14 protein-coding genes and 2 pseudogenes are annotated in these 25844 nt (G+C 48.1%); 10 read left to right on the top strand and 6 right to left on the bottom strand.

Going from position 1 to position 25844, the window contains the following annotated elements; all coding sequences use genetic code 11:
• Nucleotides 1-20 precede the first annotated feature (20 nt).
• The 5 genes from BQ5591_RS10635 (at nucleotide 21) to BQ5591_RS10655 (ending at nucleotide 11033) form a co-directional block, all read left to right on the top strand.
• Nucleotides 21-2087, top strand: a complete 2067-nt coding sequence (locus tag BQ5591_RS10635; protein ID WP_071149280.1) for a beta-N-acetylhexosaminidase — start codon at nucleotides 21-23, stop codon at nucleotides 2085-2087.
• Between the two features lie 301 nt (nucleotides 2088-2388).
• On the top strand, nucleotides 2389-3789 hold the full coding sequence (locus BQ5591_RS10640) for a glycoside hydrolase family 125 protein (RefSeq protein WP_071149431.1): 1401 nt from the start codon (nucleotides 2389-2391) through the stop codon (nucleotides 3787-3789).
• Between the two features lie 29 nt (nucleotides 3790-3818).
• Nucleotides 3819-6086 (top strand): GH92 family glycosyl hydrolase, encoded by a 2268-nt coding sequence (locus BQ5591_RS10645; RefSeq protein WP_083380929.1) that lies wholly within the window; start codon nucleotides 3819-3821, stop codon nucleotides 6084-6086.
• Nucleotides 6087-6098: 12 nt separating this feature from the next.
• On the top strand, nucleotides 6099-9710 hold the full coding sequence (locus BQ5591_RS10650; protein ID WP_071149281.1) for a glycosyl hydrolase 2 galactose-binding domain-containing protein: 3612 nt from the start codon (nucleotides 6099-6101) through the stop codon (nucleotides 9708-9710).
• Nucleotides 9711-9725: 15 nt separating this feature from the next.
• Entirely contained in the window at nucleotides 9726-11033 is a 1308-nt protein-coding gene (locus BQ5591_RS10655) for an anaerobic C4-dicarboxylate transporter family protein (protein WP_071149282.1), read from the top strand.
• A gap of 2 nt (nucleotides 11034-11035) precedes the next feature.
• Here BQ5591_RS10655 and BQ5591_RS10660 read toward each other — a convergent pair whose 3' ends face one another.
• From BQ5591_RS10660 to BQ5591_RS10685, 6 genes are all read right to left on the bottom strand, one after another.
• On the bottom strand, nucleotides 11036-12673 hold the full coding sequence (locus BQ5591_RS10660) for a leucine-rich repeat domain-containing protein (RefSeq protein WP_071149283.1): 1638 nt from the start codon (nucleotides 12671-12673) through the stop codon (nucleotides 11036-11038).
• A 14-nt stretch (nucleotides 12674-12687) separates the two neighbouring features.
• Complete coding sequence (locus BQ5591_RS10665; RefSeq protein WP_071149284.1) at nucleotides 12688-13677, bottom strand: hypothetical protein; 990 nt, start codon at nucleotides 13675-13677, stop codon at nucleotides 12688-12690.
• Nucleotides 13674-15533 (bottom strand): WG repeat-containing protein, encoded by a 1860-nt coding sequence (locus BQ5591_RS10670; RefSeq protein ID WP_083380930.1) that lies wholly within the window; start codon nucleotides 15531-15533, stop codon nucleotides 13674-13676. Before BQ5591_RS10670 ends, BQ5591_RS10665 begins: the two co-directional genes overlap by 4 nt.
• Before the next feature lie 114 nt (nucleotides 15534-15647).
• Complete coding sequence (locus BQ5591_RS10675) at nucleotides 15648-16544, bottom strand: fimbrillin family protein (RefSeq protein ID WP_071149286.1); 897 nt, start codon at nucleotides 16542-16544, stop codon at nucleotides 15648-15650.
• 18 nt (nucleotides 16545-16562) lie between these two features.
• A complete protein-coding gene (locus tag BQ5591_RS10680) occupies nucleotides 16563-20081 on the bottom strand; it encodes a leucine-rich repeat protein (RefSeq protein WP_071149287.1) in 3519 nt (1172 codons plus the stop codon).
• A 46-nt stretch (nucleotides 20082-20127) separates the two neighbouring features.
• Nucleotides 20128-21039 carry a fimbrillin family protein gene (locus tag BQ5591_RS10685; protein WP_083380931.1) on the bottom strand — a complete coding sequence of 304 codons (912 nt, stop codon included), beginning with the start codon at nucleotides 21037-21039 and terminating at the stop codon, nucleotides 20128-20130.
• A 275-nt stretch (nucleotides 21040-21314) separates the two neighbouring features.
• Here BQ5591_RS10685 and BQ5591_RS10690 point away from each other — a divergent pair, with 275 nt between their 5' ends.
• From BQ5591_RS10690 to BQ5591_RS21375, 5 genes and pseudogenes are all read left to right on the top strand, one after another.
• Nucleotides 21315-22529 (top strand): AAA family ATPase, encoded by a 1215-nt coding sequence (locus BQ5591_RS10690; protein WP_071149433.1) that lies wholly within the window; start codon nucleotides 21315-21317, stop codon nucleotides 22527-22529.
• Entirely contained in the window at nucleotides 22526-23158 is a 633-nt protein-coding gene (locus tag BQ5591_RS10695) for an RloB family protein (protein WP_071149289.1), read from the top strand. Before BQ5591_RS10690 ends, BQ5591_RS10695 begins: the two co-directional genes overlap by 4 nt.
• Nucleotides 23159-23489: 331 nt before the next feature.
• Nucleotides 23490-23846 (top strand): annotated as a pseudogene (locus BQ5591_RS22295) (IS982 family transposase); the annotation flags it as partial.
• A gap of 7 nt (nucleotides 23847-23853) precedes the next feature.
• A pseudogene (locus BQ5591_RS22180) lies at nucleotides 23854-24782 on the top strand (IS982 family transposase); the annotation flags it as partial.
• Nucleotides 24783-25106: 324 nt separating this feature from the next.
• Nucleotides 25107-25250, top strand: coding sequence for a hypothetical protein (locus BQ5591_RS21375; RefSeq protein WP_159434452.1), 144 nt, complete (start codon nucleotides 25107-25109; stop codon nucleotides 25248-25250).
• Nucleotides 25251-25844 lie beyond the last annotated feature (594 nt).

Genomic DNA, 25844 nt, shown 5'->3' on the forward strand with positions numbered 1-25844 from the left:
AGATTTAATACTTTTAGGCTATGAAAATCCGTTTGATTTCCCTTTTGACTGTCTTGATGGCATTGGCTGTCGGATGTGGGCGTGTGTCCACTTCCCCGTTAGCCCTCATTCCTCAACCTCAGATGTATAAGGTACATTCTGGTATGTACACATTTTCTTTTGGAGGACAGTTTACTACCAATCTGAAAGGAACTGAACGCTCCGATCTGGCTGCTGTGCTTGGAGCTTCCCCGTTCAGGCTGCAGATGTCGGAGGATGAGCGGGCACCTTTCTGTTTCGAACTGACAGATTCTATTCCGGGTATAGCTTCTGCCGAAGGGTATACCTTAGCTGTAGGCCGCGGCGGGGTACATGTTGAGGCTGTTACTGCGACAGGACTTTTCTATGCCTTTCAATCCCTGTTGCAACTGGCAGAGGAAGGGCCTGAAGAAGGTAGTTGGAGTTTACCTTATGTAGATATCAGTGACTATCCACGTTTCGATTACCGTGGTCTGCATCTTGACGTATCTCGTCACTTCCGTTCGAAGGAGTTTGTGATGAAGCAGCTCGACGCCATGGCCCGTTACAAGCTGAACCGTTTCCACTGGCACCTGACCGACGGTGCGGGCTGGCGTCTGGAAATCAAACGTTATCCTCAGCTGACGGAACAGACTGCCTATCGTCCTTATCCCAACTGGAAAGCCTGGTGGAGGGGAGGACGTAAATATTGCCGTCGGGATGAGGCCGATGCCGAAGGTGGATATTATACGCAAGACGACGTACGCGAGATTGTGGAACATGCACGCAAACTGCACATTACCGTCATTCCGGAAATCGAGATGCCTGGACACTCGGAAGAAGTACTGGCCGTCTTTCCTCAGTTGTCCTGCTCGGGCAAGCCTTATCAGAACGGTGAACTATGCATTGGCAACGAAGAAACATTTACTTTTCTGGAGAACGTGTTGCTGGAAGTGATGGAGCTTTTCCCTTCGGAGTATATTCATATCGGTGGGGATGAAGCAGCCAAAAGCAGTTGGGAGAAGTGCCCGAAGTGTCAGAACCGTATCCGTAAGGAAGGACTGAAAGACGAGAAAGAATTGCAAAGCTATCTGATTCATCGCGTAGAGAAGTTCCTGAACAGTCACGGCCGTAAACTGATAGGATGGGACGAGATTCTGGAAGGTGGGCTGGCTCCGAGTGCTACAGTAATGTCGTGGCGGGGCGAGCAGGGAGGCATTACGGCTACCAAGGCTGGCCACGATGTTGTCATGACTCCCGGCGAGTTTTGCTATTTGGACGCCTATCAGGATGCTCCTGTTTCACAGCCCGAAGCGATTGGCGGTTATCTGACTTTGGAGAAAGTATATTCCTACAATCCAGTTCCTGCCGAACTGAGCAGTGAGCAGCGTCGGTTCATTAAAGGAGTACAGGCTAATGTCTGGACTGAGTATATTCCCACTGCCGAACATGCCGAATATATGATTTATCCGCGCTTGCTGGCCTTGGCCGAAGTGGCGTGGACAGAGCCGGAACGGAAAGACTGGACCCGTTTCCGGAAATCCGTCTTGAAGGAAACGGAATGGTTGCAGTCGCAGGACTATCATCCTTTCGACTTAAAGAAAGAAGTGGGCGAGCGTCCGGAGTCTTTGCAGCCGGTCGAACATCTTGCCTTGCATTGTCCGGTGACGTATGCCCAACCTTTCTCATCGGCCTATCCGGCTTCGGGCGATTCTACGCTGACTGATGGATGGCGTGGAGGCTGGACGTATGGCGACCGTCGCTGGCAAGGTTTCCTGTGTAAGGATGTGGACGTAACCATCGATCTGGGCAGACTGACGGATATCAGGCTGGTGGAAGCGGACTTTCTGCAACTGCGTGGTCCTGAAGTATGGCTTCCGAAGGAGGTCGTGATTTCTTTGTCCGAGGATGGGCTCCACTTCGAAGAGGTGAAGCGCATTGCGACCGACGTCCCTGTTACCGAGGAACGGCTTACCTTCCGCAACTATCGGTGGGAAGGCAATGCAAAAGTACGATATGTCCGTTTCCAGGGATTCATGAATCGGGAGGTGATGGGCTGGCTGTTTACCGATGAAATTGTAGTTAAGTAAGATAATTCAACTTTGACTTCGTCGATTTTCAATTCGCAAGCTCAAGTTGCAGTTGACAAGCAACAAGTTGACGAGTTAACAAGGCGTTTGTAGCAAGCCGTTTCAAGCAACACTTTGTCAAACCGGGAGTTCCAGCCTAGTAGACTTGTTAACTGAAGCCTTGTCAACTAATAAGTTGAGACTTGCGAAACTTAAGTAAGATAAGTAAATAGAATATATGATGAACCAAAAACTACTGGCTGCCGCCCTGATGCTGTCGGGACTGGTGTCGGGCACTGCTGCAGCCGAAAACCGTTACGGGATGTCCCGCCCCGTTGAACAAATTCCGGAAGAATCTTTTACGGCACCGAACGATAACGTTGGTCGCTATATCAGCCAACGTCCCAAGCCGGAGGAGCGTCTGTTTCAGTCGGATATCATCGAAAAGAAAATTGCGGAAATAAAAGCGTTGCTGAAGAATCCTTATCTGGCCTGGATGTTCGAGAACTGTTTCCCAAATACACTGGATACCACCGTGCACTTCCGTATGCTGGACGGTAAACCGGACACTTTTGTCTATACGGGCGACATCCATGCCATGTGGCTGCGCGACTCGGGTGCACAGGTATGGCCTTACGTACAGTTTGCCAACGATGATCCTCAATTGAAGGCGATGCTCGAAGGAGTCATTCGCCGTCAGTTTCTGTGCATTAATCAGGATCCTTACGCCAATGCTTTCAATGACGGTCCCAAGGGCAGTCAGTGGGAGACCGACCGTACTGACATGAAGCCCGAACTGCACGAGCGCAAATGGGAGATAGACTCTTTATGCTATCCGTTGCGGCTTGCCTATCACTATTGGAAAGTGACGGGCGATGCCAGTATTTTCGATGAAAACTGGCTGAAGGCTATCGGTAACGTACTCCGTACTTTTAAGGAACAGCAACGTAAAGAGGATAGGGGACCTTACCGTTTCCAGCGCAAAACCGAACGTGCTACCGATACTACCATCAACGACGGTTGGGGAGCCCCTGCCAATCCGGTTGGCCTGATAGTCTCCATTTTCCGCCCGTCGGACGATGCTACGACCCTGCCTTTCCTCATTCCGTCCAATTTCTTTGCCGTGACTTCTTTGCGGAAAGCGGCCGAGATTCTGACGGAAGTGAACAAGAATGGGGAACTGGCACATCAATGCACGGATCTGGCCAATGAAGTAGAGCAGGCTCTGAAAAAATATGCCACCTGCGAGCATCCTAAATATGGTACAATCTATGCTTACGAGGTAGACGGTTATGGCAGCTGCATGCTGATGGACGATGCCAATGTTCCCAGCCTGTTGGCTTTGCCCTATCTGGGAGATGTCGATATCAACGATCCCGTCTATCAGAATACACGCCGCTTTGTCTGGAGCGAGGACAATCCTTATTTCTTCAGGGGAAAGGCAGGCGAAGGCATTGGAGGACCGCATATCGGATACGATATGGTGTGGCCCATGAGCATCATGATGAAAGCTTTCACCAGTCAGGACGACGAGGAAATCAAACAGTGTATCCGTATGCTGATGACAACTGATGCCGGTACCGGTTTCATGCACGAATCTTTCCATAAGGACAATCCTGAAAAGTTCACCCGTAAATGGTTTGCCTGGCAGAACACACTGTTCGGTGAGTTGATCATCAAGTTAATCAATGACGGGAAGCTGGATTTATTGAACAGTCTGTAACGAATAAACTTTCAAACAAACATAATGCCATGAGAATACTTTCATTTACTATAGGTATATTGCTGTGTGGACTGCTGGCTGTGCTGCCGTCCGCATGCGTTTTGCAAAAAGAAAACAGTATGGCTGGTGCCGATTACCTCCGTTACGTAGATCCTTATATCGGCTCGGGTGGGCACGGACATGTATTTGTAGGTGCCAGTGTCCCCTTGGGCATGGTGCAGGTGGGGCCGCAGAACATTCATAAAGGTTGGGATTGGTGTTCGGGCTATCATTACTCGGACAGTGTACTGATAGGATTCAGTCATACGCACCTCAGCGGTACTGGATGTGCCGACTTGGGCGATGTGCTTCTGATGCCTTATGTAGGCGATGTCCGTACTGCCCGTGGCGAACAGGATAACATCAAGGGAGCCTGTTCGACCTATTACTCGCACGAGAACGAAGAAGTTGCTCCCGGTTATTATTCATTGCTGATGGATAATGGCGTGCGTGCCGAACTGACGGCTACCGACCGTGTTGCCATTCATCGTTATACTTACCCCGAAGGAACACCCCGGCTGTTGGTGAACTTAAAGGAAGGCAACGGCGACCGTGCTTTTGCGACTGCGTTGAAACGGACGGATGAATATACGGTTGAGGGATACCGCTTTTCCAAGGGATGGAGTCCGCAGCACAAGGTATTTTTTGTGCTGAAGTCCGATCAACCGATTGAGAGTGTGGCCGTATTTGACGATGATGCGGCTGTCGGATCAGATAGCCTTTCCGGCGAAGCGGTGAAAGGGGTACTGACCTTTCGGAACAATCCGAAGAAGGTGCAGCTCAAGGTGGCCCTTTCATCCGTCAGTTGTGCCAATGCTCTGGCTAATCTGAAAGCGGAACAACCTGAATGGAACTTTGAGAAGGTTCGTTCGGATGCCGAAAAACGTTGGAATCGCATGCTGTCGTGTGTGAACGTAGAGAGTGGTGACGAACGTGGCAAGAAGATTTTTTATACCAGTTTGTATCACATGTTCATTGCTCCGACACTGTATGCCGATGTGAACGGAGAGTTCCGTGGGCACGATGATAAAATCTACAAGGCCGACTATTGGACTAACTATTCTACGTTTTCGTTGTGGGATACGTACCGCACTCTCCATCCGTTGCTTACCATTCTCCAACCTCAGTTAGTGCCCGACATGGTGAATTCCATGCTGAGTATCTACGATCAGCAAGGTAAGTTGCCCATCTGGCCGTTAGTGGGAGGCGAAACCAATCAAATGCCGGGTTACAGTGCTATTCCGGTAATAGCAGATGCTTATCTGAAAGGTTTCCGTGGTTTCGATCCCGAACGGGCGTTGAACTACATGGTCGCTTCAGCTACTTACGACAGGCAGCGTGGGGTTCCTTACGTGATGGAAAAAGGCTGGATACCGTGTGACAAAATGCCTGAAGCCACTTCCATTGCCATGGAATATGCCGTAGGCGATTGGGGGCTGGCCATGATGGCTCAGAAGATGGGTAAAGAAGATATATATAATACTTTTTGGAAGCGTGGGCACTACTACGAACAGTATTTTGATAAAAGTATCAATTTTATCCGTCCGAAGATGGACGACGGCAGTTGGCGTACGCCCTACGATCCTTTCCTGTCTATTCACGGATGGGGTGATTTCTGTGAGGGCAATGGCTGGCATTATACTTTCTTTGTGCCTCAGCATCCCGAAGGACTCATCAGTCTGATGGGCGGCGACGACCGCTTTGCCAGCAAGTTGGATTCGCTCTTTGTGGCCGAAGGTGATATGGGTGAGCAGGCCTCAGCCGACATCAGCGGACTAATAGGCATGTATGCCCACGGCAACGAACCCAGTCATCACGTGGCTTACCTCTATGTTTATGCCGGCCAGCAGTGGAAGACGGCGGAGAGAGTCAGTTACATTCAGCACAACTTTTATACTGACCGTCCCGACGGTATTATTGGCAATGAAGATTGTGGTCAGATGTCGGCATGGCATGTACTGTCTGCTTTAGGATTCTATCAGGTTAATCCGTCTCACGGAGTGTATGTTTTTGGCAGTCCGCTCTTTGAGAAAGTTACCATTAACCTGCCGGAAGGAAAGACATTTACGATAGAGGCTCCGGCCGTAAGCAAGGACAATAAATATATCCAATCTGTCCGACTGAATGGTGAGTCCTATCCGAAAAGCTATATCACGTACGAAGATGTTATGAAAGGCGGTACATTGACCTTCGAGATGGGCAACAAGCCGAATAAACAGTTTGGTGCTGCTCCGGCAGACCGTCCCCGTTCCTATTAGTTTAGATGATTTATGAAGAAGAAAGACGCAGCAGCTTTAATATTGTATGGTGGGGCAGGAGCCTTGTTGCTTCTGTCCGGTTGTGCCGATGCACAGACAGCTTCGGAGCGGGACTATCTGCGTTCCGACTATTACACCCGTGGCATTGGTGTCTATCCGGGCAGTCCGGAAGAAGACTTCTCGCCCGAGTTGTTACCCGGAGGCAACCAATATCGTAACCTGGCTCTCCTGCGGGCTACTTATCAGTCGTCGGCTTACGATTATAACCTGACCTCGCAACTTTTGACGGATGGCATCGTGACCGACCGCAAGCCTCCTTACTTCGAGCTCCGGACTGCCGGGGGGAGTGTCCCCAAAAGGGAACGGGAATGGATGATTGACGGAGGGCCGTATTCGCGCAATAGTGTGCGTGGTGAAGATGCCTTTTTCCAGTTTGATATGCACCATTATGGCAAAACTGTTACCCATGCAGTAGTCACCGGTACATTGGTGTACGACGATCGATTGGCTCAGGGTGGGTACGAAATGACGTGGGAAGCCTCGAACGACGGTACTACCTGGACTGTACTGGCTGTGAACCGGGGAAGCGGATTGCTCGGCAAAGCCCGTAATGGTCGGGTAGATGTAAACGACCCCAATAAACAGACCGGTACTGTGTCCATGCCAATGCGCCGACTGGAGGAGACCTTCCGTTTTGCCAATGCTGCGTCTTATTCATCCTATCGCATCCGCTTGCGGATGAAGGGTGCTTACGAGTGGACTTTCCACGAAGTTGAGTTTGCCGATGCTCAAGGACCCGTCGATTTGAAGCCTTCGCAGTTTTTCACCAGTGCATGGATGAGTGCCACTGCGGGCAAGGAATGGGTCAGTGTAGACTTAGGTACCCGTTCGGAGTTTGACAAAGTAATTCTGCGCTGGGTGAACAAGGCTGTCAAAGGAAGCATACAGACTTCGGACGATGCCCGTACGTGGCACGATGTAGCTTCGTTGCCCGGCGGAACAGAACTGACAGACGAAATCGCTGTCGATGGAAAGGGGCGTTATGTTCGTGTCTGTATGGACCAGTCGGCAGACGGGGAATGCTACATACTGAGTGAATTGGAAGTAATGGGTCGGGGAGGACTTCTGCCCCATGCGGCAGCCATGCCCGCAGCGGCAGACGGCAAACTGCTACTTTCGGGCGGTGGATGGCAGTTGCAGCGAGCTTCGGAGGTGCAGGCCGTAGGCGAGGACATTTCCTTGCCTGCTTATAAACCTGAAGGGTGGGTGACAGCTACCGTGCCGGGCACCGTATTGACTTCGTACAAGAATGTAGGTGCGCTGGCCGATCCGAACTATGCCGACAATCAACTGATGGTATCTGAATCGTTTTTTAACTCCAATTTCTGGTATCGTCGTGAATTCCAGTTGCCGCAATCGTTCCGGCGCGACCGGGTTTTTCTGAACTTCGACGGCATCAACTGGAAAGCCAATGTTTTCCTGAACGGACAACAGGTAGGACGTATCGAAGGTGCCTTTATCCGCGGTAAGTTCGATGTGACACGGTGGGCGAAGGAGGGTACAAACGTTCTGGCCGTAGAAATCATCAAGAATGAACATATTGGTGCCGTGAAAGAAAAGAACAAACAGAGTACGGACTTCAATGGCGGTATTCTGGGTGCGGACAATCCTACTTTCCATGCCACCATCGGCTGGGACTGGATACCGACCGTACGCGGACGAAACATTGGTATCTGGAACGATGTGTTTCTGACAACGACTGGCAAGGTCACCGTGCAGGATCCTTACGTGCAGACCCAACTGGCTTTGCTCGACACCACCCAGGCCCGACTGACGGCAGAGGTTGTGGTGAAGAATCACGACGCCAATGCCGTGAGTGGCATCTTGTCGGGCCGGATAGGCGATGTACGTTTCGAGCAACCCGTCAGTTTGCAGGCCGGTGAAGAACGGACGGTTGTATTCGATGCTGACCGTTTCCCACAACTTTGTATGCAGCATCCTCGTTTGTGGTGGCCCAACGGTTATGGCACCCCTTATCTATATGATGCAAACTTTACGTTCAAAGTAGATGACGAAGTATCCGATACCCGTGACTTCAAAGTCGGTATTCGTCAGATGACGTTCGACGAGAAGAACGACGTGCTGAACCTCTACATCAACGGTCGCCGTTTCATTGGCCGTGGTGGTAACTGGGGCTTCAGTGAGTCGAACCTGAATTACCGGGGCCGCGAATACGAGACTGCCGTGGCTTATCATGCAGACATGAACTTCACCATGCTTCGCAACTGGGTAGGCATGATTGGCGACGAAGAATTGTATGATGCCTGCGACCGATATGGCATTATGATCTGGCAAGATTTCTGGCTGGCCAATCTTGCCGACGGTCCCGATCCTTACAATCCGGCAATGTTTATTGCCAATGCCGAGGACTATGTGAAGCGCATCCGCAGCCATGCTTCACTTGCTTTGTATTGCGGACGTAACGAGGGTTTCCCACCCGAGACTATCGACAAAGCTTTGCGCCGTATCGTAAAGGAAGAACACCCGGGACTTCATTATATTTCCAGTTCGGCCGATGAGGTAGTGAGCGGTCACGGTCCTTACCGTATGCTTCCTGCCAAAACCTACTTTACATTGGAGACCGGTAACGACAAGTTCCACAGCGAGCGAGGCATGCCCAACGTACTGACTTATGAGAGTTTTCTGCGTACCTATTCGCCCGAAGGTATCTGGCCGCAGTCGCATCAGTGGGGCATGCACGACTATACTCTGGAAGGGGCACAGGGCGCAACGTCTTTTAATGAGATCATAGCTTCGGGATACGGTCAGCCACAGAGTGCCAAAGAATTTGCTGATCTGGCTCAGTGGGTGAACTACGATGGGCATCGCAGCCTCTTCGAGTCGCGCAGCAAGAACCGTATGGGATTGCTGATGTGGATGAGCCATCCCTGCTGGCCTTCGATGGTGTGGCAGACGTATGACTATTATTTCGAACCGACAGCCGCTTACTTTGCCATCAAGAAAGCTTCCGAACCGTTGCACATCCAGTGGAATCCGGCTACGGACGATGTAGAAGTGGTGAACTATCATGCCGGCCGGCATCCCGCTCTGAAGGCCCGTGCACAGGTGCTCCACATGAACGGCACCGTAGCTTGGGAGAAGGAAGTCAAAGTAGACAGCCGCGAAGATACCACCGAAAAGTGTATCCGACTGCAATTCCCCGACAACCTGAGCGAAGTACATTTCATCAGGTTACTGCTGGAGGAAAATGGGAAGACTGTTTCCGAGAATTTCTATCACCGCAGTAAGGTCGAGAACAACTATCAGGCTCTGAAACAGCTTCCGAAGGTTACTCTGCATACGCAGGCAGCATATGCGAAGCGTGCTGACGGTGAATGGACGGCCCGAATCACTGTCGAGAACCGCACTGCCACTCCGGCTTTGATGATCCGGCTGAATGTGGTAGGCGATGAAGACGGCATTCAGTTCTTGCCCGTGTTCTATTCCGACAACTATTTTGCCCTGCTGCCGGGCGAGAGCAAACTGATACATGTCCGTTGGAAAGACGTAGATACACGGGGGAACAAACCCCTGCTGAAAGTGTCAGGCTATAATGTAGAATAAAAAAATGGAGTGAGTATGTGGTTGCAATTGATTGTTGTACTGGCTGCTATTGTGATTGGTGCCCGTTTGGGAGGCATCGGGTTAGGAGTAATGGGAGGCGCAGGCCTGGCCTTGCTTTGTTTTGTTTTCGGGCTTCAGCCTACGGCTCCTCCTATCGATGTGATGCTGATGATTGTAGCCGTTATTTCGGCAGCTTCGTGCATGCAGGCTGCCGGTGGGCTCGACTATATGGTGAAGCTGGCCGAAAGGTTATTGCGCAAACATCCGGCATGGGTTACGCTGCTGAGCCCTTTGGTTACTTATCTGTTTACTTTCGTGGCAGGAACAGGGCACATAGCCTATTCGGTGCTTCCTGTGATAGCCGAAGTGGCACGCGAGACAGAAATCCGTCCCGAACGTCCGTTGGGTATTGCTGTCATTGCTTCGCAGCAGGCCATTACAGCCAGTCCCATTTCGGCGGCTACGGTGGCTTTGCTGGGCATGCTGGCTGGTTTCGACATTTCCTTGTTCGATATTCTGAAGATTTCCGTTCCTGCTACGCTGATCGGGGTACTGGTGGGTGCCTTTTGTTCGATGAAGGTAGGCAAAGAACTGGTGAACGATCCGGAATACCAACGCCGTCTTAAGGAGGGGATGATAGAGTCTCGTCTGGCCGAAACGACTGTATCGTTCGATTTGCAGAAAGCCCGTATCTCAGTAGGCATATTTCTACTGGCTACTTTTCTGATTGTATTGTTTGGTTCGGTTGATGCCTTGCGTCCTGTATTTTGGGCAGATGGCAAACTTGTTCCACTCGACATGCCTTCCATTATCGAAATCATCATGCTCAGCACTTCGGCTCTCATCCTGATTATCTGTCGGATCGACGGTATCAAGGCTGTGCAGGGAAGTGTTTTTTCGGCAGGTATGCAGGCTGTGATTGCCATTTTCGGTATTGCCTGGATGGGCGATACATTCATTGCCGGCAATCTGTCTTCGCTGACTTCCTCCATCGAAGGTGTTGTCCAGTCCATGCCATGGCTGTTTGGGGTGGCGTTGTTTGTCATGTCCATTCTGCTTTACAGTCAGGCTGCAACCATCCGTGCCGTACTCCCTTTGGGAATCGCATTAGGCATTTCTCCCTGGATGCTGATAGCATTGTTCCCGGCTGTGAATGGCTATTTCTTTATACCCAATTATCCGACAGTGGTGGCAGCAATCAATTTCGACCGTACAGGCACGACCCGCATCGGGAAGTACATTCTCAACCATTCGTTTATGATGCCGGGAATGGTGTGCACCATCGTGAGCATTGCGGTAGGATTGCTGCTGATCTGGCTGTAGCTTTAAAAACTCTCTTCAACGATGTTCCTGAACTGTCCCCAGACAGCATGCTTCCTGTAGATCGACTGGCAGCCGTAGGGCACATGAAGGGTACCTTGTTCGAACAGTTGTTCCGCTCCGACAAAGGTTTCGTCCTGACATACGGGCGGAAAATCGCTTGCTTTGATGTACAGGTGTTGCAGCGAAGAGCAACCGTCGAAGCAATATTCAGACAGATAAGATACAGATGCTCCCAATGTCAGCGATTGTAATTGCCGGCACTGCTGAAAACATCCATGAGGGATGAGGCTGATATTATCGGGCAAAACAATGCTTTTGATTGCTGAAAAGGCAAAGGCTTCTTGCCCGATCTCCTTTACGGACGAAGGCAAGTCGATCTGTTGTAACCGGGTGTTGTAGAAAGCATATTCCCTGATTGTGGTGATGTTCGACGGTATCTGGAAGTATTCTTCTTTTTTCCCTTCCGGATACCATACCAGTTCTGTCATTTTTTGGTTGTATAATATCCCATTATCGCTGCTAAAGGCCGGATTGACTTCCGGAATGTCCAGGATGGTCAGACTGCTGCAACCTTCCGAGGGAGCAAATCGTGCCAGCAATGGTGAGAAATGAAGGACAGACAAAGAGGTACAGTTTTCGAAGGCATTTCTTTCGACCGTCGTTACTCCTACCGGAAGGGTCAGTTCCTGTAACCAGATGCAGTTGGCAAACATGCCTTGGCTGACTGTATTGGCAGTTGTGAAACGTTGTCCGTCGTAACTCGCACCACCGGCCACAATCGAAGCATCGTTTAAGTTAAGTCGCTGTAATCTCCCGTCGGTATTCTCTCCTTCGATGTCCGTTCCCATCATGTCGCGCAGATAACGGATGTCTGTTCCGTTCAGCGGTCCGGCTATACTGAGGGTAGTGAACTGGTATTTTTCCTGTTCTCCAATTGCTTCATGAAGGGTTCCGGCTTCTGTCAGTACGACCACCTCACCAGTCTGGAACTGGTACACCTTACTGCGTGTCTCACCAATAGAGTTAGCGGCATAGGCTTGTATGTAGTAGGTGGTTTCTAGTTGCAGGTTACCGATGCGTGTTTTCCAGCGCTTTTCTTCCGGACTACCCAGTTTGATTTGTTGTTCCTGTTCATCTTCCTCGGCCCGGAAATAAAATCCGGTAGCGGTGATTTCTTCTCCGCCATCGTCCAGAATTTCGCATTCAAGGGTGATGCTGCTCGGTCCCTGGTTCAGCATTTTCAGGTCGCTGACAGTAGGTTCTGTATTGGGGACTGTTTCAAAACTCATCGTTTCACTGTGCACGGTGCTGTATGTGTTTCCAGCTTCCAGGCGATAATAATAAGTGCTTCCCGGATGCAGGCCAGTCAATAGTGTCGAGACATCCTGCTCCTCGGTGACGGATATGTCGACGGATTCGGTCATGTCAGAAGTCAGTCCGTATCGGAACCGAATCTGACTGACATTACCTTCTGCATTCGGCGTTACCTTGCCCGAGAGCAGGGCACTTGTGCGCGTAATGTCCCTGGCTGCCTCTATGCTGACCGACGGAGGCAGGTTCACCGGTTCTTCATCCTTACTACAGGCTGTAAGCAGGAATATGATCCATATATGGATGTATGTACGGAAATAATTAGTCATTTTTTCGAAAGGATTTAGAAGTTAATACCTACTCCGACAGCGGCTTCCCAATACTGAAGACGGATGGTCATAACACCCGCCGATACCACCATCCGTCGGAAGCGGTAAAGGCAACCGGCTTCCGCACTGATACCCCGGTACGAAAAATCGGTGTTCAGCAGCAGTGCACTGTTATCATATTGTTCCCAAGCCACATCCCGCTGTCCGTAACCCACACCTTCGTAGATACAGAAGTCGGCTATCAACCGGTGAATGCCTCCCGCCATCAGCATCCAGCGTCCTTTTTCTGTCCGTCCGGTGTAGTAGGGGGCTTCATCCGTTCCGGGCAGAAGTCCGTTCCGGTCGCATTCGCCCTGGGTATGAGGCATGCCGTGAAAATCTTTCTGTGCCAGCAGATACGCACCGTGTCGCCGCATAAGTGCCAGGCGCAGTCCGGCCGAAGGCCCGTCGGCCTGTATACCTGCGTTGAGCAATATAAGCCTGCGCCAGGGCTCCCGTGGCCGGCGGGGCCGTTGAGGCGGAAGCGGTGGCAGATGCTTAGCCAGGTACAGGGAGGTGTCGGGCAGTACAGGCTGCTTTTCAAGCGTTGGCATTTCTACCGGATACTGATATCCGAGTGGCGGTGTCAGCATCAGTTCGTAAGTCATACGCGATTCGAGTGGTGCCGCAAAGCGATAATCGCGCAACACGCCCCATTGTGGATGTTTGATGGTTATCATCACACTACCTTTGGGCAGGTATAACCAGATTTCTCCTACATCGTTTTTACGTTTTACGATGCCCAGTGGAGAGGAGAATACAAAATCCTTGTCACCTACAACTTTGATCAGGGCACAGGCTTCATCGTTCAGGTCGCGCACCGGGTCAATGTAGGCTGAAATGTCATTGGGCAATATACGGAAATGGCGTACGGTAAAGTCCTGTGCCAAGGTGCTTCCTGTGGGTAAAAGCAGCAGGAGGACCGGCAGCAGACTGAATAGTAGGACGGATGAAGTACGTTTCATTGCAGGTTAAAGTTATTGATGTTGAATATTTCGTTTTCTGGCAGTGGCGTATGGTCAGCTTGCATACGGGGTTGCCAGGTACGTACGTGAATCTTCGGGGCCGTTTCGTCACGGAAGTCCCACAGTAGGAACAGATACCCGTCGTCGGCATAGATGTCCGACCGGTACTTCTGTCTCAGGCTGACTCCGTAAATACCTTTCACCGTAGGATGGCGCATGATGTGGAAATCGCTGAACTTCACGTTGATGCTGCGGTTGGCCTTGAACACCTGTTTCAGACGGTCCAGATACTGCCGTTTGCTCTTAACGTTGTAGACGACTTGTGCAGGCGACAGGTAGCCGGTTTCCTTTTGCGACGTGTGTACCACGGTGCCTACCACAATAAGGGCGTTTTCGCTGAACAGCTGTTCCAGAAAGTCGATATCCTTGGTTGTATACGAAGTACGCAGATGCTCTACGTAGTTCAGTATCATCTGTCTGTTCCCTGCATCCTTTTCGTCCAGTTTGCCCGATACCACTTTGATGGCTTCCTGATAGAACGGATGCTGTTCGCTTACTTTCCTCCAGTCCTGACTAGCTATATGGCTGGAGGTTTTTGTTGTGGGTTCCGTCGTATGGTTGCCGGATGTTTGTGCAAGGTCTGTGTCTGGGAGCGCATTTCCCTGCTTGTCTTCAATGCTTTCAGATTGCAGTTTCATGCTGTTTCCGGCCGATGGACGTTCTATCAGGAAACGCTGCGGACACAACCGGCTGGCAGTCTGCTCCTCACCGATGACATTATAAGTCACATCTCCCTGCGGATTCCCTTCCTTATCAATCAGCAGGTATCGTCCCTTTTGCCGGGCTACGGCAAGTCCTTCATGGTAATAGTGCCCGATGGAATCGTATTGAAATTGGATAGCTGCCTGATTTCTGGGATCGACCACTGCCCATTTCCCGTTCTTACAGATGGCTGTGAGCCCGTGGTTAGTCAGGTATATTTTGTCGTAGATGCTCGGAATCAGCGGTTGCCCCTGGCGGTCGATAACGCCCTGTCCTTCCTCCGTTTCTACCACAGCCATATCATTCTTGTATGGCAATGCCAGGCGAAACTTTTCGGGCAGATAGAGTTCCGGTTCTCCCTGCCGGTTCAGGTAGCCGAAGTGACGGGTACCCAATTCGCAGAACAGAAGACGGTTGTCAGACAGTCTGGCATCGAGCAGCGAGTTGGACAACCGGATGGCCGTCTTTATCTTTCCGTTCCTGTCAATCAGCAGGTAGCCGCTCTGTCCCTGGCTATTGGTGTTGCCGGCCAGTGCCAGGCCTTCGTGAAAATCGTGTGCCCGGTCGTAAATGGGTGGAATAACGATGTTCCCCTGTGTATCCATATATCCGTATTTTCCATTGCCTGTGGCAAACAGTGCACGACCTTCGCTGAAGTTATGCATCAGTACGATGTCATATTGCGGATATTGGGCCGTCGAGGCTACATTGTTTCCCTGTTTGTCTATCAGCAGAATCGGAGAATCTGTTTCCTCCTGAGCAAGTGTCACGTTCTCGAAAAAATGTCCGATGCGTACAAAGCTGCGTTGGCTGACGGGATGTGCAGGATCGTGCAGGCTGTAGAGTTGGAGACGTCCTTCTTCATTTGCCAGACTGAACATGCCTCCTACAACGGCCGATGGCCGATGTTCGAAGCTCCCGGCAGGCTGTAGTACGGTCCCGTCGGTGGCTATCAACCCCCACGTTGTTCCATCGTTACGGAACGGAAGAGCCTCAACAGGATCGGTATCCGAATGGTGGCATGACGACAGGAAAAGAACACAGACAGATAAGCTCGATAAAAGAATATGGAAAATAGGATTGGTTTGTTGCATGGTTTTACATCGTTATGTGACGGCAAAGATAACTTAAAATGAGATGCCTATCCTTCTTTTCCCATAAAAAATGAGAAAAGAAAGGATGGCATCTCCCTACCAGTTAATGCAACTTTATTCGTCCCAATTTTCCAACTCTCCTCCTATTTCAATCTTTATCTGCTCCGGATTTTTAGAAACAACCAATTGCACGGAATGCTGTATGCCTGGTTTAAAGACAAACTTGCTTTCGTACAGGTAAGACACTCCTTTCATGATGACCTCCACCAGCGGCTGACGGTTGTCCAGGCGTTGGGGAACGATGATGGCCGAATAGGTATGGTTCCCCAGACTCTTGGCCTGTATACTTTGCCGGGTGCCGTACGTGTAGCGTGTCACTACACCGGCACTCAGGTCAATGGTGGCTTCGGGCACCGTGTTGTGGATAAATACTTCAGCATTTTCCGGCAGGTCGCCTTCAAAATCTTCCCCTTTGACCAGCTGGATCAGCATGCGGCTCATGCGGTGGGCAAACTGAAGGTTGACAGGTGAATTGCTCGCACTGACGTTCTGTTGGCCAGCCCATAAGAAGTCGCTCGCTTCGTATTCTCCTTCGGCCGACTGGTTGGTCGACACGCTGAAAGGCAGATTGTCCACCGAAGTTACCGGTTTCATTTGCGGATAGTACGCATAGATGTTGTAAGTGCCTCCGTCCCAGTATACGGGCTTTTCGGTTGTCCATTGGCTCCCGTCGAAAGTCAGGGCGGCATTGTTCACGTAGTTGCCCGAAACTTCCAGTGGGGTATCTTTGCGGGTGATGAACAGACCGACCCGGTCTCCACTTTCAAAGGATGTAGTCGTCACCCTTGAGTCGGCAACCGCTTGCCGTGGGTGCATGACGTTGAAAGTCATCACATTCTCATCTTCGGCAGCAGGTAGCGGCGATTCGTTGTCGCTGCATCCGCTTCCCACCATCAGCAGGACTGACAGGAGTCCTGCTTCCAGTATATGGTGTAACTTGTTATTGTTCATATCAGTAGGTTTATGACGTTATTTGTTTTTCTTGTTGCCCAGCGGACTGCCTTTGTGAATCTTCGGCGGGAGCTGGTAGTTGTGCACACTTCCTCCACTGTATCGTAAGTTGTCGAAGCTGCGAGTAGCAGCATCGTTGCTCACTACGTCGTTGGCTTTGAAGTCTTCGTAGCTGAACTCTTCGCCAGCATATTGCTTGATGCGTTTCACGATGGCCATACGGCTGATGGTGCTGTAGTAGGGGATGTCGTTGTTCATACAGCTGTTCTGCTCCGAACGGAACACGCCCCGGCTGTGCATATAGCCACCTTCGAAGATGTCGACAAAGTCGCTGTATTTCTCGTCGAATATCAGCTGGCTCCAGGGCACTTCGTTCATCTTGCCGGTCAGCGACAGATTTTCGTACCATCCCAAGGCTTTGGCCCAATTGATAGCATCGACATGTCCGCAGCAAGTACATGTACAGAAGTCGATGAACGCATTGTGATAGATGTATTCGTCACCCAGTTTGCCGAATCCGTGTCCACCTGCTTCGTGTTGGATCACTCCGCGTGTGTCGAGCGGATAACCATACGTGCTGAGCGGACAGAATGCAATGGCCGATCCGTCTTCCCACATTTGGCAGATGCCGCCGTAGTCGGTGCTGTTGGGCACCACAATAACGAGCGATTCTTTCAGATTCTCTGTCGTCACGGTAGGCATTTTCAGTGCATAGTCAAAGACAGCATCGTAGTCGCATTTCAATCCTACACCGCCGGTATATGTCGTTTCAAATTTGGCGTAGCGGATGGTGTTGACCGTACCGATACCCGTTTCCGGTGATACAGCAATGGCGGTATAGACGTTGAAGTAGTCGCGATAGCTCTTGTACGGCTCTATGCCGAAGAAATTCTCTACCTGATCCTGCATGTCTTTCATATACTTGCCGTCCGAAATGTCCTTGGCGTCATATCCGTCGCCTAAAAAGACGAGGTTGATGCCGCCCCGATTGCCTTTGCTGGCTTTCTGCAGGTTGATGATTTCGTCTTCGGCATAGATGTAGTCGTATTGCGATACGGTACACTTGTGGCGATAGTCCTGGTCTTTCAGTTTGAATACGATTTCTCCGCTACGCATGGAGCTTCCCGATGACATCTGATGGATGGTCAGCGTCACTTCTGTCTTTTTGCTGCCCTCGTTCTGCGACAACGTACACCAGTCCGGCTTGCTTTCTACTATCCAGTCGCCTTCTGCATCAACAATCAGCGTACGGGTACATTCGGTATTGATTGCATTGGCTATGCTGGGTCGGCATACCAGCTCGCGATGGGCGGCAATGCGTTTGAAGTCGCACCAACCCGATGCGGCCTGATATTGCTGAATGGCACTTTCCGGTACTTCAAGGGTGAAGTTGTCTTTGGCTACGCCATCGAAGGCTCCTGTTTGCACATAAGGAGGTGTAGAACCCTTGCAGACGATGCTACCGATACCAAAGCAATCCTGGAAAGCACCGCCTTCTTCATAGTAGCTGGCTTCGTAGCGAATACTTTCAAGGCTTTCAGGAAATACGAGTCCTTCGATGCCACTACATTTGGCGAAAGCACCGGCACCGATACTTTGAATGCCTTCGGGAAATTCTAGTATACCAATCAGACGCCAGTTGTAGGCGAAGGCTTTATCACCGATTGATGCAATATTAGCAGGCAACTTTAGTTCTCCAGAGAAATCACAGCCATAAAAAGCACCTATACCTACCATTGTTAGGTTTTTAGGTAATACTAATTCTCCTTTAAGCGGGCTTCCGGAAAATGCGTCATTCATGATGGTAGTAATTCCGTCATGCAGTTGCAATGTTCCGTTTAATCCTGTATTGCTGAATGCAAATTGCGAGATGACAGTTACACCTTGCGGTATTGATAGGTTACCTGTTAAGTTTTTGCAGGAAGCGAATGCACCGTCTCCTATAAATTCGCATTTTCCAGGAAGTCTCAGTTCTCCATAGTAACCAGGATTTCCACTAAACGCGTTGTGCCCGATGTATTTTAGATTGTCAGGAAGTTTTAATTCGCATGTAAATTTACAACCGTCAAATGCTCCTCCTATATCGACAGCACCTCCGCCTCCGATATATTCCAATGTACTTGGCAGAGATAAAGAACCGGTTAAACCGTTACACCACAGAAAGGCACTGGCTCCGATGTGTGTAACACCTTCAGGTATAATAATGCTACCTGTTAGGCTGATACAGTCACGGAATGCACAGTCACCTATTTTTTTTAGTTTGTCAGGCAATATGATTCGGGCAAGCGATCTTTTTTCATTCAAGGCACTTTCTGGGATGATGTCATCCTCGTATTCCCAACTATTATTAGGGAAACCTCCTCCACGGCCTCCGAATTGCCCATGTAAACATCTTACTTCTTTCAGATTCAACGATTGCAGTACATCCATCGAATCACGCATGAAGTAGAAGTCCTGCGAGTTTATTTCTCCCGTAATCTTCAGATTCTGCAATTTTCTGTAATCCTTCTTTGCAGCCGTAATCGAGTCCTTCAGATGCCCGGCTGTAGAGTTGATGACGATGTATTCCTTCATGGTAGCATCGTGCGACACGTCGTCGTTCTCCCAAGCGGTGATGGATTCACCTGCCAGTTTGAAGGTATATTCGCCTGTCGCTTCCTTTTTGTTCACCTGAATGGTGAAGTTATGCATTTTGCCGCTGACGTAGGTGAAGGCTTCTTCTTTGCTGAAGTTATAGACTACACCGTTGACGGTGATGCTGAACAGCTGTGTGCCTGCCGAAATGGTTTGTGGCACTACGATGCCGCGGAACACGTTGTCTTTTACGTAAGGGATGATACCGGTAGGGCTCACTTCGCCTGTAGCGCTGACGCTTCCGTCGGCCAGGTTGATGACAGCCTTCTGCTTGGTGTTCTTAATCAATACCTGTTTTTCGAGTCCGGCCCATTCACCTTCGGCAAAACCATCGCCCTCGGTCAGCGTGATGCGCGGGCTACTCATACGGTGGCGCATAGGCAGACGGATGATTCTTTCCGTAGGAGCCACGTCGGCAGCCTTTCCCCACAGGAAGTCGCTGGCTTCGTAGCCGCCCATTTCGTTGCTGGTGGTAGTGGTAGACTGGTCTTTTTTCACTTCGAAAGCATAGGCATTGACGTCCTCGGGCGAGCCGAAGGGGTAGTAACCATAAATATCGATGTGCGTATGATCGTCTTTCCAATAGACGTCGTAAGCCGAGTTCCACTTGTAGGCGGCTTCGTCGAACGTATGCTTCACGTTGTTGCCGCGGTTACCGCTGTTTTGCAGCGTACCCGGTGTACTTCCCTGATAGTCTACGATGTAGACACCCATTTCGTCGCCATCGCAGAAACCGTTGTCGTTGACACGTGTCACGGCCACCTGTTCTATCTCTCCGGACAGAACGATGGGGCGTCTGTTTTCCTCCTGCGATCCGTTCGGACCGAAGGTGTCATCGTTGCACGATGCCAGTGCCCCGACGAGCATTAGCATAGCCAAGCTGTGAATGATGTTGCTTCTCATATATGAGTTCTATTTAAGTTTATTCTGTTTATTCTGTTTGTTCTGTTTATTCTGCCACGCCACCATGGTCCTCACCATCATCTGTCCAGTCGCCTATATCAACGTTGATGCCGTTGCTGGTCTTCTTGACGGTGATGGTAAACGTATGGCGCTTGCCACCGACAAAAGTAAATTCCTTTTTCAGGTTGAAGTCACGCCCGTCGATGGTTACGGTGAACAGGTTGTCGGCCAGCGGAATGCTTTGCGGGATCACCAGTGCTTTGAACTCGTTGTTCTTGCCGCGCAGGAAAGAGACAGATTCTTTCTGCGTACCTGGAGTTACACTGCCGTCCTGCAGGTTCAGTGTGGCCTGGCATACAGCCTGGTTCAGCTTCACGCTCACATTCGCCGCTTCCAGTCCTTCGGTGGTGAATCCGTTTCCGGCGCTCACTTTTACTACGGCGCAACTGAACACATGGTCAAGGGTCAGGCCCACCGCTTTTTCGGTAGGCGACACATTCAGCGTCTTGCCCCACAGAAAGTCGCTGGCTTTGTAGTTGGCTTCGGTGCTTTGGTCGGCCAGTGTCTCGACAGGCATTGCCTTTACGTTGGTCAGCGTACTACTATAAGGATAGTAACCATAGAAGTCGGCCGGAGTAGTTTCATCTTCCCAGTAGATAGGTGTGGCCGGAGTCCACGTACCATCGTAGGTGAATCGCATGTTATCCACATGGTTACCGGCGTTAAGCAGCGGTCCCGACACCCCTCCGCTGTAGTTCACCACATAAAGTCCGATTTTGTCGCCAGTCTCAAATCCCGTATCAGTAGCCTTGGTAGAGGTCGCAGTGATGCCGCAACTGAGGGTTATGGGGATTTTCTTAGACTCGGGTTCCGGTACTTCATCCGTATGATCGGACGAACATCCTGCCACAAACAGTGCAAGCATGGTTGCACACAGAAGTTGATGATATGTTTTCATACGTTCGAATTAAATTTGTTACAAAAGTAATAAGACTGTTAATAGCTGTCAAGTTCATAATGGTTCATACGGTGAGATGAGTGGGATATTAGTGGGTGATGGGCTGTATTTTTACTTTTGAGACAATATATCAAGTTCTTTGTCATTTAAAATAATGTCAAATTCAAGGCTTTTAAAAGTGTATTCGCCAAACAATAATTTTTAGTTATCTTTTGGATTTTCAAAACTTAACTTCTATTTTTGTAGAAATCTTGCAAAAAATAGGAGTTAAGTTTATGATTTTAGAGTTTTGTGTCAGCAATTACCTGTCAATAAAGGACGAGTTAAAAATATCCTTTGTTGCAACAGCTCTTAAGGATGTTCTTACAGAGTCAAACGATATGATAACTGTGCCCGATACAGGATTATCTGTTTTAAGGAGTGCAGTGATTTACGGTGCCAATGCTTCAGGAAAGTCTAATGTTCTGAAGGCTATCGCTTTTTATAGGCGTTTTATCACGGACTCTTTCAAAAACAGTCAGGCAGGAGAAGCAATTGATGTAGAGAACTTTCGGTTGAATTCAACTTCAATGAATGAGCCGACTACGATGGAAGCAACCTTTATCGTTGAAGGTTTCACTTACCGTTATGGTTTCGAAGTTGACAGTAAAGCAGTACATGCTGAATGGCTATACCAGCGTACAAATAAAAAGAGAGCTAAAGAAATTGAAATATTCTATAGGACAGAAGAAGAAACCACCGTTCATCAGAAGAGCTCTTTATTGATGGAACTTGTAAACAAGAAAATGGTGCGTGACAATGCTTTATTGCTGTCTACTGGAGCACAGTTCAATGAGCCGATAGCAGTCAGTATCTTGCAATGGCTGAATGATATGCAGGTGATATTTGGCAATGACGAGGAAAAACTGTGGAAACAGGCTTTAAAGTCTATGGATGATGAGAATCTTCGTTTGCGTATTACGAACTTTGCAAAATATGCAGATTTGGGGATAGACAATATCGTAAAAACAGATAACCGCATCGTTAGTACCCACCGTCAATATGATGATGAGGGAAAAGAAACCAATAGTGTAGCCTTTTCATTCAGCAGTAACGAATCGGAAGGAACAATAAAATATTTCTCTTTATCATATCCGATCATTGATGCTTTGGATAATGGAAAGTTTCTGGTTATTGATGAACTTAATTCAAAGCTTCATCCTTTGTTGGTTCGTAAAATCATCAGTCTTTTTAATTCGGCAAAAACAAATCCGAAGGGCGCACAACTGCTTTTTACCACTCATGATACATTCCTGTTAAGTGCCGGAATGTTTCGTCGTGACCAGATATGGTTTACTCAGAAAAACAGTTTCGGTTCCACTGAAGCATATTCACTGGTTGAATATAAGGTACGCAGCAATACTCCATTTGAAAGGGATTATCTGTTAGGCAAATATGGTGCAACTCCCATTATCGGTGAAATGGAGAAGGTCTTTAATATGGAGGAATGAGTATGGGAAGACAAATAAAAAAGGATCATCGTACAAGTAGTCTAACCAGAAAGCAGGGAACGAGAAATGTAAAACAGTCGTTTCTCATTGTATGTGAAGGGGTACGTACAGAACCGGACTACTTTAAGGCTTTCCGCATGACAACAGCCACTGTCAAAGCCATAGGTCAGGCAATGAATACCATAAGTCTTGTCAATAAGGCAATCAGTATACGTGATACCGAACAAAAGAAAAAGCATTATTACGACCAGTGTTGGGTTGTTTTTGACAAGGATGATTTTCCAGCAAAAGACTTCAACCAGGCAATAGCTTTGGCTCAAAAGAACGGTTTTCGTGTTGCATATAGTAATCAGGCATTTGAGTATTGGTTTTTGCTGCATTTTAATCTCTATCGAGGTCCCTTTCATCGCCAGAATTATGCGGATATGCTATCGAAACTTTTAGGAATACCATATTCCAAAAGTGAAGGATTTGGCGCTATCATGTATAACAGACTTTATCATTTGCAATCTCAGGCAATAAAGAACGCATCTTTTGTACTTAGCGAGATTTCAAAAGGTAATCCTGCTATGGAAGAATCTTCAACTACTGTACATTTATTGGTTGAAGAACTGAATAAATATGTTTGATTAAATCATATTTACATATATAAAACACGTTCGATTTTCTGAATTAGTTTTATTCTCTGTTTTTCCGGATAAGTAATTGCTACCTTATTGCTAAGAGACAGGATTTAAGATAAATGTTATTTCTGACACGATAATGGAATGTTTTATCAGGTTATTCTAAAGAATAACAAACTGAATTGTGCCGAGTAAGGAGCGTTTTCGGGGGATATCGGAAGCAATAATTAACGTGAGTTCGATATAAGCAAATAAATATTTCACTGAAAATTAGGAACATAGCGATAAAAGTATTAAATTTATAGTGAACAATTATAACATTTAAACGATTATCACTATGTTTCCAGAGTCTAAAGTTACAGAGATTTATTGTATGGCCGATGATTTTTGCAAGGAATTTACATTTCAACAGGAAAAATATATGATTGATGATAAGAAGACCAAGCATCACAATAAACCCAACCGTATGAGTGATGCTGAGATTATGGTTATTCTTATCCTGTTTCACTCCGGTGGTTTTCGCTGTTTCAAGCATTACTACAAGGAGTATGTCTGTAAACATCTGAAACACCTTTTTCCGCGCCAAGTTTCCTATAACCGTTTTGTAGAATTGGAAAAGGAAGTACTACTTCCCCTGACCATCTTTATCAAAAAAGTACTGCTGGGAACCTGTACCGGCATCANTTACAGAGATTTATTGTATGGCCGATGATTTTTGCAAGGAATTTACATTTCAACAGGAAAAATATATGATTGATGATAAGAAGACCAAGCATCACAATAAACCCAACCGTATGAGTGATGCTGAGATTATGGTTATTCTTATCCTGTTTCACTCCGGTGGTTTTCGCTGTTTCAAGCATTACTACAAGGAGTATGTCTGTAAACATCTGAAACACCTTTTTCCGCGCCAAGTTTCCTATAACCGTTTTGTATAATTGGAAAAGGAAGTACTACTTCCCCTGAGCATCTTTATCAAAAAAGTACTGCTGGGAACCTGTACCGGCATCAGTTTTGTGGACTCCACTCCCTTACGTGTATGCCGTAACCAAAGAATCCTTATTCATAAGACATTTGAAGGACTTGCCGAGCGTGGAAAATGTTCAATGGGATGGTTCTTCGGATTCAAGTTGCATCTGATAATCAATGACAAAGGGGAAATTCTCAATTTCATGTTTACTCCCGGAAACGTGGATGACCGGGAGCCTTTGAAGCTGGGCAAGTTCCTGAAGAACATTAAAGGAAAACTATGTGCAGACAAAGGATATATTGGTCAGGCCCTGTTCGAGAATCTTTTTCTTAATGGCATACAACTTGTCACCAAGGTCAAGAACAATATGAAGAACTCACTGATGAGTATTTCCGACAAGATCTTGCTCAGAAAAAGAGCCCCTATCTCTTATACACATNGTTCGAGAATCTTTTTCTTAATGGCATACAACTTGTCACCAAGGTCAAGAACAATATGAAGAACTCACTGATGAGTATTGCCGACAAGATCTTGCTCAGAAAAAGAGCCCTGATCGAAACGGTCAATGACGAATTGAAGAACATTGCACAGATAGAGCACTCCAGACATCGTTCATTCAATAACTTTATAGCTAACTCTTTGTCGGCTATCGCAGCATACTGCTTTTTTGAAAAGAAGCCAGCTATTGATATAAATTTTGTCAATGACAGACAACTTTCTTTTTTTGATTTTATATCGAACTCACGTTAATTACTTTTATAGAGAGACGGCTTTTCTTGAGATATTTTTAACTTTTGATTCAAGTACAACAGAGTCGACTGAAGATGAACCAGAGTCACTAGATTAGATTATTATGTGTGAATTAGTATGATTTACTGTAATTTATGAACTTACTGTGAGTTCAAAATATAAAGTGACCATTCTTTTTTTCGTCTTAATACGAATGTCTCTCAAACATGTCTTTGCGCTATATATTTAATAACAATGATTATAGCAAAAGGGAAAGTAAACTATCAGGAGGTGTATGTCTTCTACCTGTTATGTAGCGAGGCTAAGGATCTTTGCGAGTATTGTACTGATTATGGAATCAATCGTGACAAAATTGTGCACTGGAAACGCCAGCTGTAGAAGATAGAACCCCTTTGTTTTTTTCCCTAACTGCCCAATCTTTTTTTCCCAGTTAGGAAAAAATATTTTCCTAACTGGGGAAGTAGAATCTTGCAATCTTGCAATCTTGCATCCTTCCTCACACACACCCACGCGCATGTGTACGCGCGCGTAGTATAAGGTGTAGTATTGCCTACCACCCCGCCCATTGGGCACCTCTCCTTCCCGAAGGAGGGGAGGCAGGTGCCTTGCAGAAGTTAGAAGTGGGAAAGAAGTTTTCGGGGATGTGCCCAAACAAAGGTTTTTGAAACACTCCTCCTTCCTGAAGGTTGTTCTCTCCCGATAATGGAGGAGTTGAGGTCTTCTTGCCCATGATAACCTTTTCAGGATCAGAAGGCTGTTTTCTCCCGATAGCGGGGAGTTAAGAGGGAGTGAGTACCCGGAAGGGGAGGTGGCAGGTGAAAACATAAAGTGTTAATATACAAATAGGCCTGCTACTGCCAATTTCCTCCTTTTGCAAGACTATCGGCTTTCACTTCTAACAGAGCAAAGCGGAGTGATAACTTCCATAACTTCTATAACTTCCATAACTTCTTAGCTTCTTAACTCCTTAAC

It is taken from the genome of Bacteroides ndongoniae (genome assembly GCF_900108345.1).
Lineage (GTDB): Bacteria > Bacteroidota > Bacteroidia > Bacteroidales > Bacteroidaceae > Bacteroides > Bacteroides ndongoniae.

Coding starts and splice junctions, on each gene's coding strand:
- BQ5591_RS10675 (WP_071149286.1), bottom strand. CDS start 16,544: ATGAACAATAACAAGTTACACCATATACTGGAAGCAGGACTCCTGTCA.
- BQ5591_RS10680 (WP_071149287.1), bottom strand. CDS start 20,081: ATGAGAAGCAACATCATTCACAGCTTGGCTATGCTAATGCTCGTCGGG.
- BQ5591_RS21375 (WP_159434452.1), top strand. CDS start 25,107: ATGATTATAGCAAAAGGGAAAGTAAACTATCAGGAGGTGTATGTCTTC.
- BQ5591_RS10645 (WP_083380929.1), top strand. CDS start 3,819: ATGAGAATACTTTCATTTACTATAGGTATATTGCTGTGTGGACTGCTG.
- BQ5591_RS10665 (WP_071149284.1), bottom strand. CDS start 13,677: ATGAAACGTACTTCATCCGTCCTACTATTCAGTCTGCTGCCGGTCCTC.
- BQ5591_RS10660 (WP_071149283.1), bottom strand. CDS start 12,673: ATGACTAATTATTTCCGTACATACATCCATATATGGATCATATTCCTG.
- BQ5591_RS10650 (WP_071149281.1), top strand. CDS start 6,099: ATGAAGAAGAAAGACGCAGCAGCTTTAATATTGTATGGTGGGGCAGGA.
- BQ5591_RS10695 (WP_071149289.1), top strand. CDS start 22,526: ATGAGTATGGGAAGACAAATAAAAAAGGATCATCGTACAAGTAGTCTA.
- BQ5591_RS10640 (WP_071149431.1), top strand. CDS start 2,389: ATGTCCCGCCCCGTTGAACAAATTCCGGAAGAATCTTTTACGGCACCG.
- BQ5591_RS10690 (WP_071149433.1), top strand. CDS start 21,315: ATGATTTTAGAGTTTTGTGTCAGCAATTACCTGTCAATAAAGGACGAG.
- BQ5591_RS10670 (WP_083380930.1), bottom strand. CDS start 15,533: ATGCAACAAACCAATCCTATTTTCCATATTCTTTTATCGAGCTTATCT.
- BQ5591_RS10655 (WP_071149282.1), top strand. CDS start 9,726: ATGTGGTTGCAATTGATTGTTGTACTGGCTGCTATTGTGATTGGTGCC.
- BQ5591_RS10685 (WP_083380931.1), bottom strand. CDS start 21,039: ATGAAAACATATCATCAACTTCTGTGTGCAACCATGCTTGCACTGTTT.
- BQ5591_RS10635 (WP_071149280.1), top strand. CDS start 21: ATGAAAATCCGTTTGATTTCCCTTTTGACTGTCTTGATGGCATTGGCT.